Source organism: Streptomyces sp. NPDC002926 (assembly GCF_053591755.1).
The window spans coordinates 88,911-101,777 of record NZ_JBSFUK010000018.1 but is presented as its reverse complement, the minus strand read 5'-3'; the positions used below and the strand labels follow the sequence as shown (position 1 = coordinate 101,777).

General features: G+C 70.2%; 11 protein-coding genes. 5 read left to right on the top strand and 6 right to left on the bottom strand.

The annotated features are described in order from the left end of the window. Positions 1-67: 67 nt before the first annotated feature. Positions 68-910 (bottom strand): siderophore-interacting protein, encoded by an 843-nt coding sequence (locus ACWDZ6_RS24085; protein WP_451504460.1) that lies wholly within the window; start codon positions 908-910, stop codon positions 68-70. A 50-nt stretch (positions 911-960) separates the two neighbouring features. Continuing rightward, positions 961-1,866 (bottom strand): 5'-3' exonuclease, encoded by a 906-nt coding sequence (locus tag ACWDZ6_RS24080; protein WP_451504476.1) that lies wholly within the window; start codon positions 1,864-1,866, stop codon positions 961-963. Between the two features lie 299 nt (positions 1,867-2,165). Here ACWDZ6_RS24080 and ACWDZ6_RS24075 point away from each other — a divergent pair, with 299 nt between their 5' ends. The 4 genes from ACWDZ6_RS24075 (at position 2,166) to ACWDZ6_RS24060 (ending at position 6,636) form a co-directional block, all read left to right on the top strand. Then, on the top strand, positions 2,166-3,314 hold the full coding sequence (locus ACWDZ6_RS24075) for a quaternary amine ABC transporter ATP-binding protein (protein ID WP_451504459.1): 1,149 nt from the start codon (positions 2,166-2,168) through the stop codon (positions 3,312-3,314). Then, a complete protein-coding gene (locus ACWDZ6_RS24070; protein ID WP_451504458.1) occupies positions 3,307-5,139 on the top strand; it encodes an ABC transporter permease/substrate binding protein in 1,833 nt (610 codons plus the stop codon). Before ACWDZ6_RS24075 ends, ACWDZ6_RS24070 begins: the two co-directional genes overlap by 8 nt. A 170-nt stretch (positions 5,140-5,309) precedes the next feature. Further along, a complete protein-coding gene (locus ACWDZ6_RS24065) occupies positions 5,310-5,897 on the top strand; it encodes a helix-turn-helix domain-containing protein (RefSeq protein WP_389187118.1) in 588 nt (195 codons plus the stop codon). A 10-nt stretch (positions 5,898-5,907) separates the two neighbouring features. Continuing rightward, entirely contained in the window at positions 5,908-6,636 is a 729-nt protein-coding gene (locus tag ACWDZ6_RS24060) for a helical backbone metal receptor (protein WP_451504457.1), read from the top strand. 938 nt (positions 6,637-7,574) lie between these two features. Here ACWDZ6_RS24060 and ACWDZ6_RS24055 read toward each other — a convergent pair. Then, positions 7,575-8,705, bottom strand: a complete 1,131-nt coding sequence (locus ACWDZ6_RS24055; protein ID WP_451504456.1) for a TDT family transporter — start codon at positions 8,703-8,705, stop codon at positions 7,575-7,577. 70 nt (positions 8,706-8,775) lie between these two features. Here ACWDZ6_RS24055 and ACWDZ6_RS24050 point away from each other — a divergent pair, with 70 nt between their 5' ends. Next, on the top strand, positions 8,776-9,714 hold the full coding sequence (locus ACWDZ6_RS24050) for a LysR family transcriptional regulator (RefSeq protein WP_451504455.1): 939 nt from the start codon (positions 8,776-8,778) through the stop codon (positions 9,712-9,714). 121 nt (positions 9,715-9,835) lie between these two features. On the opposite strand, the gene ACWDZ6_RS24045 is transcribed toward ACWDZ6_RS24050, so the two are convergent. The 3 genes from ACWDZ6_RS24045 to ACWDZ6_RS24035 form a co-directional block, all read right to left on the bottom strand. Beyond that, positions 9,836-10,513 (bottom strand): gamma-glutamyl-gamma-aminobutyrate hydrolase family protein, encoded by a 678-nt coding sequence (locus tag ACWDZ6_RS24045; protein ID WP_451504454.1) that lies wholly within the window; start codon positions 10,511-10,513, stop codon positions 9,836-9,838. Between the two features lie 53 nt (positions 10,514-10,566). Further along, the gene (gene eat / locus ACWDZ6_RS24040; RefSeq protein WP_326648708.1) at positions 10,567-12,012 is read right to left on the bottom strand and encodes an ethanolamine permease; all 1,446 of its coding nucleotides are present in this window, start codon (positions 12,010-12,012) and stop codon (positions 10,567-10,569) included. A 122-nt stretch (positions 12,013-12,134) separates the two neighbouring features. Next, positions 12,135-12,854, bottom strand: coding sequence for a FadR/GntR family transcriptional regulator (locus ACWDZ6_RS24035; protein WP_451504475.1), 720 nt, complete (start codon positions 12,852-12,854; stop codon positions 12,135-12,137). Positions 12,855-12,867: the final 13 nt, after the last annotated feature.

The window sequence follows — 12,867 nt, the reverse complement described above, 5'->3', positions numbered from 1 at the left end:
TCCCTCTGCCCCAGGGACGAAAACGCCCCCGGCCGCATCCGCGGTCGAGGGCCGGGCGGCGCCTGCGTCAGGCAGCCGTCTCCTGCTCCCGTTCCACCTGATCGTTCCATTCGCGCTTCGCCGCGCGCCACGCCTCGTCGTTCTGGCCCAGTCGCCAGTACCCCGAGATCGACAGCTGCTCGCGCGGAATCTGCCGGTCCAGCCGAAGATGGCGCCGCAGCTCCCGTACGAACGCCGCCTCGCCGTGCACGAACGCGCAGACGTCGCCCGCCGGGAACTCCAGCGTGGTGACCGCCGCGACCAGTGCCTCGCCGACCGGCCGGGCACCTCGGTGCAGCCAGTTGATCTCGACTCCGTCCGGCGTGGCCACCTTCTGCTCGTCCCCGGGGCCGTCGACCTCGACGAAGGCATGGACCCGAGCGTCCGCCGGCATCGCCTCCATCGACGCGGCGATCGCCGGCAGCGCGCTCTCGTCGCCCACCAGCAGATGCCAGTCCGCCGCCGGAGCCGGGGCATAGCCGCCGCCCGGTCCGAGGAAGCGCATCGTCTCGCCCACCCGGGCCCGGGCCGCCCACGGCCCGGCCAGGCCCTCGTCGCCGTGGACCACGAAGTCGACCGTCAGCTCACGCTGGGCCGGGTCCCAGCTCCGTACCGTGTATGTGCGGTTGGTGGGCCACTGATCGCGCGGGAACTCCTCGCGGATCCGCTCGATGTCGAACGGCTCCGGATACGTCACACCCTCGGGCGCGAACAGCAGCTTGATGTAGTGGTCGGTGTATTCGTCGATGGCGAACCCGGCAAGCCCCTCACCGCCCAGTACGACGCGCACCATGTGCGGCGTGATCCGCTCCGCGCGCACCACCTGCGCCTCATGGGCCTTCGTTGCCTTGCGGGCCGGTCGTTCTGCCACGGCGGTCTCCCTGAACTCGTGCAGTGCTTAGGCTTGCCTAAGTTAACACCTCAGTCCTGGAGTGTGGACAGCAAACGCTTGAGTGCGCCACCGAGCCCCCACTGGGCCGCGAGCTCGTCCAGCGACGCCGGATCCCGCGGCTCGGAGGGCAGTGCGGGGTCGAAGTCCGGCAGCGGTACGTCCGAGGCCACTCGTACCACCTTGGGCGCGACCGCGACATAGTCCCGCGCCTCGTCGAGCCGCTTGCGCTGCGAAGGTGTCAGCCTGGCGAGCGGATCGTCGACGGCGGCCATGATCCCGGCCAGGTCGCCGAACGAGTCCAGCAGCTTGGCCGCGGTCTTCTCGCCGATCCCGGGCACCCCCGGCAGCCCGTCGCTCGGGTCGCCGCGCAGCAGCGCCAGGTCGACGTAGCCGGGTCCGTCGACGCCGTACTTCTCGCGCAGCCAGGCCTCGTCCGTGACCTGCAGCGTCCCGACGCCCTTCAGCGGATACAGCACGCACCGGCCACGGGCGTCGTCGACCAGCTGGAAGAGGTCGCGGTCGCCGGTGACGATGTCGACGGGCCCGGTGGCGCGCCCCGTGAGCGTGCCGATGATGTCGTCCGCCTCGTACCCGTCCACGCCGACACGGGCGATGCCGAGCGCGTCGAGCACGTCCGCAATCACCGGAACCTGGGGCGCGAGGGTGTCCGGGGTCTCTTCCTCGTCCGGCCCCGTCTCCGTCTCGACGGCGACGCGGTGCGCCTTGTACGAAGGAATCAGCTCGACCCGCCAGTGCGGCCGCCAGTCGTTGTCCCAGCAGGCCACGAGGTCGTCGGGGCGGTGGTCCTGGACCAGCCGGGCGATGAAATCGAGCAGTCCCCGCACGGCGTTGACCGGAGTGCCGTCGGGGGCCCGTACCGAATCGGGGACCCCGAAATAGGCCCGGAAGTACAGGGAAGCGGTGTCGAGGAGCATCAGGCGTCGCGTCACAACACTGATGATGCCGCACCCCACTGACAGCCACCCGCTCGCCGCCGACAGCGACCATTCGCACCGCCTGTAGCTGCCCCCCCGCACCGCCCGGGTGAGGTGGGTCACTGTTGCGTTTGGCCCGAAAGGGCCAGGGCAGGCGGGGACCCGGAGCGGACCCCCTGGCACGGTTTTGGATCAAGAAGACCGGCACATGTCACGGGCAAGCGGGCAGAACCCGTCCTGTTCCACGGCTCGCCTGCGGGGGTTGGCGAGCCGTTTTCGGTTCTACGCGTGAGGTGTATGTGTCCAGGCTGCAAGCCGAGCACTTGTACAAAGTGTTCGGCAGACGACCCGATGAAGCGGTACGCAAGCTCGAAAGCGGCAGCGACCGCGACGAGCTGCGCGCCGACGGAACGACCGCGGCGGTGATCGACGCATCGTTCGCCGTCGAGCCGGGTCAGATATTCGTCGTCATGGGTCTGTCCGGGTCCGGCAAGTCCACGCTGCTGCGCATGCTGAACGGACTGCTGGAGCCCACTGCCGGACGCGTGCTCTTCGACGGCGAGGACCTGACCGCCCTGAGCCCTCGGGAGCTGCGCTCCGTACGCTCGGCCAAGATCAGCATGGTGTTCCAGCACTTCGCGCTCTTCCCGCACCGAAGCGTGCTGGAGAACGCCGGCTACGGCCTCGAGGTGCAGGGCGTCCGGCGCGCCGAGCGCGACAAGCGCGCCGCCGAGGCCCTGGAGCTTGCCGGGCTCGCCGGCTGGGAGAACTCCTGGCCCGACGAGCTCTCCGGCGGTATGCAGCAGCGCGTGGGCCTGGCCCGCGCGCTCGCCACCGACGCCGATCTGCTGCTGATGGACGAGTCCTTCAGCGCGCTCGACCCGCTGATCCGCCGCGATATGCAGGACCAGCTCCTCGAGCTGCAGAAAAGGCTCAAGAAGACGATCGTCTTCATCACTCACGACCTCAACGAGGCCATGCGCCTCGGCGACCGGATCGCGGTGATGCGGGACGGCAGGATCGTTCAGCTCGGCACCGCCGAGGACATCCTCGTCACCCCGGCCAACGACTATGTCGCCTCCTTCACCCAGGACGTCGACCGCTCGCGGGTGCTGACCGCCGGTGCGATCATGGCCGATCCGCAGACGTCGTTCGGCCGCAAGACGGACAGCGGCAAGGAGCTGCGCAACGCCAAGGACGTGCTCGCCGCGGCGCCCGCCACGGTCACGGCCGACACACCGATCATCGAGCTGTTCACCCCCTGCTCCACCAGCGGCGTCGCCGTAGCCGTCATCGACGACGAGGGGGAGCTGATCGGCGTCGTACCGCGCGCCCGGCTGCTCGCTGTCCTCGGCGAGCCGATGACCCCGGCAGCGATTCCGCCGCAGGACGCGGGACAGCGACAGGTCCCGCAGCGGGGCGTGACCAAGGAGGTGGCCAGTGCCTAGGCTCCACCTCGGCGACTGGGTCGACGCCGGTGTCAACTGGCTCCAGTCCCATCTCTCCTGGCTGTTCGACGCCATCACGTCGGTCGTCACCGGTATGTACGACGGCATCGACGCGGCGCTCTCGGCGCCCCAGCCGCTGCTCTTCGCGGGCATCCTCGCCGTCCTCGCCTGGTGGCTGCGGGGTCTGCTCGGCGGCGTGCTGGCCTTCGCCGGCTTCGCGCTGATCGACTCCATCGAACTGTGGGACGACGCGATGTCGACCCTCTCCCTGGTGCTCGTCGCCACGATCGTCACCCTGGCGATCGCCGTACCGCTCGGTATCTGGGCCTCGCGCTCCAAGTCCGTCAGTGCCGTCACCCGGCCGGTCCTGGACTTCATGCAGACCATGCCGGCGATGGTCTACCTGATCCCCGGCATCATCTTCTTCGGCGTCGGCGTGGTCCCCGGCATCATCGCCACCATCGTCTTCGCCCTGCCGCCCGGTGTACGGATGACCGAGCTCGGCATCCGGCAGGTCGACGAGGAGCTCGTCGAGGCCGCCGAGGCCTTCGGTACCACGCCGCGCAACACCCTGCTGCGCGTCCAGCTCCCGCTCGCCCTGCCCACGATCATGGCCGGCATCAACCAGGTGATCATGCTGGGCCTGTCCATGGTCGTCATCGCCGGCATGGTCGGCGGCGGCGGTCTCGGTGGCGCGGTCTACCGCGCCATCGGCAATGTCGACATCGGCCTCGGCTTCGAGGCGGGCATCTCCATCGTCATCCTCGCGATGTACCTGGACCGGATGACGAGCGCGCTGGGCCGTCAGGTCTCGCCGCTCGGCCGTCGCGCCCTCGCCAGGGCGAAGTCGATGACGGCCGGACCGAAGATCTGGAGCTACCGTCCGCAGCCGGTCGTCGCGGTCGCCGGTGTCGTCATCCTCGCGCTCGTCGCGGGCAGCATGAGCCTGTTCGGCGGGGCCAAGTCCGCCGACGCCTCGGCCGCCGGCAACGTCGGCCAGGGCAAGAAGGTCTCCATCGGATACATCCCGTGGGACGAGGGCATCGCCTCCACCTTCCTCTGGAAGGAGCTGCTGGAGAAGCGCGGCTTCGAGGTGGAGACCAAGCAGCTGGAGGCCGGAGCGCTCTACACCGGTCTGGCCGGCGGCCAGGTCGACATGGAGACCGATTCCTGGCTCCCGGTCACGCACGCCCAGTACTGGAAGAAGTACCGGAACAAGCTCGAGGACCTGGGCTCCTGGTACGGCCCCACCTCGCTGGAGCTCTCCGTCCCCTCGTACATGAAGGGCATCGACTCCCTCGAGGACCTCAAGAGCAAGTCGGGTCAGTTCAAGGGCCGGATCATCGGCATCGAGCCGAGCGCCGGAATGATGGGCATCCTCAAGGACAAGGTCCTGAAGGACTACGGTCTCGAGGGCGAGTACAAGGTCGTCGACGGCTCGACGCCCGGCATGCTCGCCGAGCTGAAGCGCGCGTACGACAAGAAGGAACCCATCGTCACCACGCTGTGGTCTCCGCACTGGGCGTACAGCACCTACGACCTGAAGAAGCTCAAGGACCCCAAGGGCTCCTGGGGCAAGGGCGACGGCGTGCACACCCTGGCCCGCAAGGGCTTCGCCGCCGACAACCCGCAGGTCGGCAAGTGGCTCAAGAACTTCAAGATGACCGAGAAGCAGCTCACGGAGCTTGAAGCCAAGATCCAGACGACGGGCAAGGGCAAGGAGCAGGACGCGGTACGCGCCTGGCTCAAGGAGAACCCGGACCTCGCCGCGAAGTGGACCCCCCTCGGCAAGGCGGGCAGGGCCGCGAGCACGACGGCTCCCTAGCGGCGGTCGAGCGTCGCACGAAAGGGTGGGCCCCGCATTTGGCGGGGCCCACCCTTTCCGGCTGTCCGGGCCGGGCCGGCCACAGTACTGGCCTGCTCCCTGAGCACCGGCGGTCGGAAGCTGCGTAAGGTGATACAGGACCAGGGAGGGGAGCCCGGCTGATGGACGCGATGGACGCGAAGGACGCGAAGGACCCGAAGGAGACCGAACCCCTTCGGGTGGGCGCGGCCGTCCGCAGGCGCCGCCGGGCCCTTGACCTCACGCTGGCGGCAGTGGCGGAGCGCAGCGGTCTCTCCGTGCCCTTCCTCAGCCAGATCGAGAACGAGCGTGCCCGTCCCAGCATGCGTTCGCTCCAGCGGGTCGCCGACGCGCTGGAGACCACGGTGGGCCGGCTGATCGCCGCGTCCGACGCCGCCCGCACCATCAATGTCGTACGCGCCCCGGACGCCGCCGCGCCTGCGCACGCCGTCACGACGCGTCGCCTCGTGCGGGGACACCATCAGCTGCAAGCCCTGGAATTCACCGGTGAGAATGACGCGGGACGCGAGTTCGAGCACCGCAACGACGAGCTGATGTACGTCGCCGAGGGTACGGCGGAGGTCGAGGCGGAAGGACGCGCCTACCGGCTCGCGCGCGGCGACACCCTCTTCCTCTCCGGCGGCGTCCGGCATCGCTGGCGTGCCACCTCACCCGACACCCGGATCCTGGTCGTCACCGTCTCCGACCACATCGACGCGCCCGCCGATCAGCGGCGCTGAGGGCGACCCGGTGCGCGTCGTCTCGCTGGTGCCGTCGCTGACCGAGGCTGTGGCCGTCAGCGCACCCGGGCTGCTGGTCGGGGCGACGGACTGGTGCAGCCATCCCGCGGACCTCGATGTCGCACGGGTCGGGGGTACCAAGAACCCGGATGTGGGGGCCGTGGCCGGGCTCCGCCCCGATCTCGTGATCGCGAACGAGGAGGAGAACCGGGAGCCCGATCTGGCCGCACTGCGGGCGGCGGGAATCGAGGTCCTCGTCACCGAGGTGCGCAACCTGGAGCAGGCGTTCCGCGAGCTGCAGCGGGTGCTCGTGTCCGGGTGCGGCGTGGCACGGCCGCGCTGGCTGGACGAGGCGGAGTCGGCATGGGCCGCGGTCGCGCCCACGATGGCGTGGCGGGCGGTGGTGCCGGTCTGGCGGCGGCCGTGGATGGTGCTCGGCCGCGACACCTTCGCCGGTGATCTGCTGGCCCGGCTCGGCGTCAGGAATGTGTACGCGGGGCACGCCGAGCGCTATCCGCGTATCCCGCTGGAGGAGCTGCGGGAAGGCGGCGCCCAGATGGTGGTCCTGCCCGACGAGCCGTACCGCTTCGCGGCCGACGACGGGCCCGAGGCCTTTCCCGGACTGCCCGCCGCGCTGGTCAGCGGTCGTCATCTGACGTGGTACGGGCCCTCACTGGCCGAGGCGCCGACGGTGCTCGGCCAGTCGCTGCGACGAGCGGCGCGGCAGCGACTGGCCTAAGACGTGGGCAGTCTTCAAGCAGTTGGGTGTGGACCTGGGACCGGCGCCAACTGCCAAACCCTGTCAGTGGCTTACCGCAAGAACTCACGGTGTCGGCGTCGAGCGGCGCATCGGCACCTGCTCCTAGCGGCACCTTCCTACGTTGGTCTGAACGTACGCACCGATAAACGGGTCGTACACCAGCCCGTAGAAGGGGAAGCAGTCGCGGTAACCCCTATTGTCCCTGAAACAATCCGACGAGTAGCCGTAGTAGCCGTAGCGGTTCGAGAATGGATCGCACGACCTGCTATTGGTCGGCAGGGTTTGTTTCTGCGACTGCGTCATGGCAGATTCCGCTGATGCGGTCACGGCGGAGGCCTTGGGCGCTGCGGCGGCAATTGGGGCTGCGGCTGAAAAGGCAAGCGCGGAGGCCAGGAGAGATGCACCTACGAAGCCGGGGATTCGACGTCCGAATATTCTGGACATGATGATTCCTCATCTGTGGATGTCCGGCGTCCTATGAGTCCTGAGCGGACTTCAGGGTGTGAGCGGCTTGACGCCCATGGGCTGGTTACCCACAAGTCCAGCTTCCGCCTATCTCCGACGTCTCGCAAGCTAGCCCTTCGGGAGGGCACAGGCGGCCCGTTGATCAGGGGATCGGCCTGTCTCCGCGTTGTCATGGGGTGTCAAGTGGGCCCGGTTCCGGCCGGCAATCCGCGGGTGCGGGAATTGTCCGGCCCGCCGCGAATTCTTCCTGACCATCAGAACGCCCCGCGCAGCGCGACGATCCGAAACCACAATGGCGTTGCTCGTGAAATGCTCGCCCGCCGTAGTTGTGGTGACGGGACGCGGCCCATTTATGGAATCCGGTGCCGTGTACTTGGGCGCAGGGAGATCGCTTCCCGCCTTGGGCCTTGTTGGGCCTTGTGAGGCGCGTAGCGCTGATCGGCGCGGAAAGGCTACTTCTGCAGAGGCGCTGCGAGCAGCGCTCCGTTGAACAGACCCCGCAGGGTACGCACTCCGGTCACGGCCCACGCCGTGACAAGGACGGCGAACAGGCCGACCGCCAGCCACTCGAGCGCGACCAGCCCCGTACGGCCCGCCAGCCCCTCCGCGCCGGTGACACAGGTGCCGAGCGGGAAGGTGAAGGCCCACCAGGTCATCGTGAAGGGCATGCCCTGGCGTGCGGCGCGCACCACCATCGAGCCCGCGAGCGCCAGCCACATCAGCGCGAAACCCATCACAGGGACGCCATAGATCACCGCGAAGGCGCCGAGGCCGGTGGCGTACGGAGCCGCGATCGCGCCGGGAGCCACGTCCGCGAGCTTGCTGACGGCGGTGGTCGACTGGCCGAGCGGGCCGAGGACCAGGAGGAGGGCGGGGGTGAGCGCGAGCGGCAGCGGGCCATGGTGCAGGAGCCGGGCGAAGACCGTCGGCAGGATGACGAAGGTCGCCAGCAGACTGATCCCGAACATCGCATAGCTCCCGAGGAGCATGGCCTCCCGCCACTGACCGGCCGGCAGATGAGGTACCAGCAGGGGACCGAGCGACGCGGAGACCATGGGGGAGACGACGGGGAGCAGCCAGACCGGTGAGGCGGTGCCGGGCGTCACCAGATGGCGGACGACCATCAGGTACGGGACGACGACGGCGGCGCAGAGTCCGATGAGGGTGCCGATGCCGAAGAGCACGGCTGCGGCCGCGACGGCCGCGCTCTCGCCGATGACGTCCCGGCCCACGGTCAGCGTGCCGATTCCGACGGCCAGCAGCGCCATGGACAGACAGCCGTAGAAGGGCGCGATCGCCGGGTCGACGAGGTGGGCGCGGGCCTGGTCGCGGTGGTGGATCCAGTGCGTGGCGCGCGCTGCCAGGACGAGGGCCAGCAGCACGGCGGAGAGCGCCCACACGGCGACGCAGGCCGTCCGCAGCCCCGGGACGTCGACAGGGAGGGCGACTCCGGCGTTCGCGACGATGGCCGTGCCCATGACGGTCGCGTACCAGTTGGGGCCGAAGTGGCGGAACGAGTACAGCCGTACGGCACCGAGCGCGTCGGCGGCGGTGCGGGAACGGGGCTGCACGGCGATGACCATGTCTTCACTCTCACGCGGAATGCGGAGCCCCACCAGGGACCACTGCCCTATGGCCCCATAAGCTGGATCTATGAGCGAGGAGGACGAGGGCCGGGTGCCGCTCGCGCACCGGGTGCCGGACCTGGGTGCGCTGGAGCTGCTGCTCGCCGTCGCCCGGCACGGCAGCCTGGGGCGTGCGGCGCGCGAGCTCGGGATCACGCAGCCGGCCGCGAGCAGCCGGATCCGCTCGATGGAACGGCAGCTGGGCGTGGCCCTCGTCGACCGGTCGCCGCGCGGCTCCCGGCTCACCGACGCGGGTGCGCTCGTCACGGACTGGGCGCGACGGGTGGTGGAGGCGGCGGAGGCATTCGACGCCGGGGCGCAGGCGCTGCGGGGGCGGCGTGACTCACGGCTGCGGGTGGCGGCTTCGATGACCATCGCGGAGTACCTGCTGCCGGGCTGGCTGATCGCGCTCCGTGCCGAGCGCCCCGGTACGGCGGTCTCGCTGCTGGCCGGAAACTCGGCGATGGTGGCCCGGCGTCTGCTCGCGGGCGAGGCGGATCTGGGCTTCGTGGAGGGCCTGGCCGTCCCCGAGGGGCTGGACGGGACGGCCATCGGCCACGACCGGCTCGTCGTGGTCGCGGCCCCGAGCCATGCGTGGGCCCGCCGCCGTACGCCGCTGTCGTCGGCGGAACTCGCGGCCACACCGCTGATCCTGCGCGAACGGGGCTCGGGCACGCGCCAGGTCCTCGACTCGGCGCTCAGCGAGTACGGGGGCCTCGCGGACCCGCTCCTGGAGCTCGCGTCGACGACGGCGGTGAAGGCGGCGGCGCTGAGCGGGGCGGGCCCGGCGGTCCTGAGCGAACTGGCTTTGACGGACGAGCTGACGTCGCGCCGCCTGGTGGAGATCCCGGTGGAGAAGGTCCAGCTGCACCGCGACCTCCGCGCTGTCTGGCCCACCTCCCACCGTCCGGCGGGCCCGGCCCGCGATTTGCTGACGCTGACCCGGAGGGGCCCGGCGGCGGGGTGACGAGGACTTGCGCGGGGGCGCTCACCAGGAGTGCCCCGTTCCGGCCCGGCCCGGCCCGGTGGTGCCCCGGTCCGGGGCAAGCCCGGACCGGGAGAGCTGCCCAGGTCAGGACCCCGTCCCCTCAGCCCGCCGCACGTACCAGCGCCGACATCACCCTCTCGTCCTCGCCCGCCTCCGGATGCCACTGCACCGCCAGCGCCCACCCCGCACCCGGCAGTTCCACCGCCTCCACCGTGCCGTCCTCCGCGTGCGCGCTCGCCACCAGCGCGTCCGCCAGGCGGTCCACCGACTGGTGGTGGTACGTCGGGACCGACGACTCCTCCGGCACGATCTCCGCGTACCGCGTCCCGGGCACGGGCTTCACCGTGTGCCGGCCGAAGACACCCACACCTCCGACATGCCCGTCCAGGTGCTGGACCAGCGTCCCGCCGAGCGCCACGTTCAGCAGCTGCAGGCCCCGGCAGATCCCCAGCAGGGGTGTGCCGGACTCCAACGCCGCCCGGATCAGGGCGAGTTCCCACGCGTCCCGGTCCCGCGCCGGCGGGCCGGTGCGGGGATCGGGTTCGGCCCCGTACCGTACGGGCTCGACATCCGCGCCGCCCGCGATGACGAGCCCGTCCAGGCGGGACACGACCGACTCGGCCAGGGCCGGGTCATCCGGTGGGAGCAGCGCGGCGAGGCCGCCCGCCGACTGGACCAGGCGCGGATATCCGGCGGGCACCAGCGCCGCGGGCATCTCCCACACGCCCCATTTGGCGGGTTCCAGATAGGTCGTGACGCCGATCAGCGGCTTGGACACAGTGACTCCCTTCAGCTTTGTTCGGCTTTCGCTCCGCCTCGTGCGCGTTCTGCTCAGTCCCGTTCGAGTTCGGCCTCGGCCGCCGCCAGTGCCGCGAACTCCTCCTCCGGCGCCCGCGCGACCAGATGGTGCCGACTGTAGATCGCGAAGTAGGCGAGAGCGACGGCGTAGACGCCGAGCGCGATGAACGCCGCGTCCTTGTCCACCAGGAACGTCGCCACCAGCGCGGACAGCGCGAGCACGAAGGCGACGGACGAGGTGAGGATGCCGCCGGGCGTGCGGTACGGGCGGTGGAGTTCGGGCTCGCGGCGCCTCAGCACAATGTGGGAGAGAGCCATCAGCGCGTACGAGATCGTCGCGCCGAAGACCGCGATGTTCAGCATCCGCGCCCCGTTGCCCGTCCCCGCCGCCAGTGCGAAGCCGATCGCTCCCGGGATCAGGAGTCCGAGATACGGCGACTTCCGGCGGCTGGTCAGCGAGAGGAAGCGCGGCAGATAGCCGGCCCGCGAGAGCGCGAAGAGCTGGCGCGAGCCCGCGTAGATGAGGGAGAAGAAGGACGCGACCAGGCCGGCCAGACCCGCGTAGTTGACGAAGCGGCTCAGCGGCGTCGGGTCGCCGTCTCCCTGCAACGCCACCACCAACGGGTTTCCGGCCTCCTGGATGGCGTTCGAGCCGCGCGCGCCGGTCGAGGCGAAGAAGGTCAGCACGGCCAGCAGCACCAGGATGCCCATGGAGATCGAGAGCGCCCGCGGCATGGAGCGCACCGGGTCCTTCGCCTCCTCCGCCGCCAGCGGTACGCCCTCGACGCCGAGGAAGAACCACATGCCGAACGGGAACGCCGCCCAGATGCCCAGCAGTCCGAACGGCAGCCAGGAGCCCGAGCCGAGCGCGTCCTTGTCGACGGGGATGTCGTCGAGCCCGCCCACGCTGAAGTCGGTGAGCGCGCCGACCGCGAAGATCAGCAGTGCCGCGACCGCGATCGCCGTCACCACCAGGCTGAAGCGCAGCGCCTCGCCGACGCCCCACAGATGGATGCCGATGAAGATCGCGAAGCAGGCGAGATAGACCGGCCAGCCGGACTCCAGGCCGAAGAGGCCGAGCGATTCGACGTAGTCGCCGATGAAGATGGAGATCGCGGCCGGCGCGAGAATGTACTCGATGAGGATCGCGGTACCGGTCAGGAACCCGCCCCAGGTCCCGAGCGCGCGGCGGGCGAAGCCGTAGCCGCCGCCCGCCGTCGGCAGGATCGCGGACAGTTCGGCGAGCGCGAAGACCAGGCAGGCGTACATCGCGCCCATCAGCAGCGTGGCTATCGCGAGTCCTCCGAAGCCGCCCTTGGACAGGCCGATGTTCCAGCCGGAGAAGTCCCCGGAGACGACGTACGCGACGCCGAGGCCGGTGAGCAGCAGCCAGCCGGCGCTGCCCCTGCGCAGGGTGCGCCGGTTCAGATAGGTGTCGTCGGCCGGTGATGGCGGGCGCGTGGTGGTGTCTTCGGCCATGAGTCGCTCCTGGCTGAGTCAAAGGTTTGTGCGCACACCTTTGCGGTCGCCGTCATGGATGCGCAAGCCCCGCGCGTAAAGCCGTGGTTACGGATCGGTTGACGTGAGGTTGAGGTGAGGGGTCAGGACAGGAAGCCGCGCAGCAGCGCCGCCGTCCCCTCGCAGTGCTCCCGCATCACCTCGCGGGCCGCATCCGAGTCCGCGTCCAGCACCGCCTCGACCAGGGCTGTGTGCTGATGCTGCGAGTGCTCGAGATTGCGTACGAGCAGCGGAATGCAGTCCAGCAGATCGTTCAGCGTCGCCCGCACCGCGGCGTACTGCGCGGTCAGCGTGGGGGAGCCGGAGAGCTCGGCGAGGGTGAGATGCAGCAGCGTGTCCTGCCTCCGGTACTCGGCGAGCGGGGCGTCGTGCGTCGCGGACAGTGCCGTACGCAGCCGGTCCGCGCCCTCGTCGGTCAGGCCGTGAGCGGCGCAGAGACCGGCCGCCCCCACCTCGAGCACCTCCCGGAAACGCAGCGTGTCCTCGACGTCCACGGCCGCCACGCGCCGGCGCAGCTCGTCCTCGCCCTGGCTGTCGGGCCGCTGCAGCACAAACGTTCCGCCGTACCGGCCGCGCCGGCTCTCCACCAGCCCCTGGTCGCCCAGGACCTTCAGCACCTCGCGCAGCGTGACCCGGCTGATCCCCATCCGCTCCGCGAGCTCGCGCTCCGCGGGCAGCCGCCCGCCGCCGGGGACCAGTCCGAGCCGCAGCAGCTGAAGAATCTGTTCCAGCGCTTCCTCGAAGCCGTTGCCCGCGCGCACGGGACGCAGCACGGGTGTCAGCCGGTCGGCCGGTTCACTCATCTTCACCACGTCG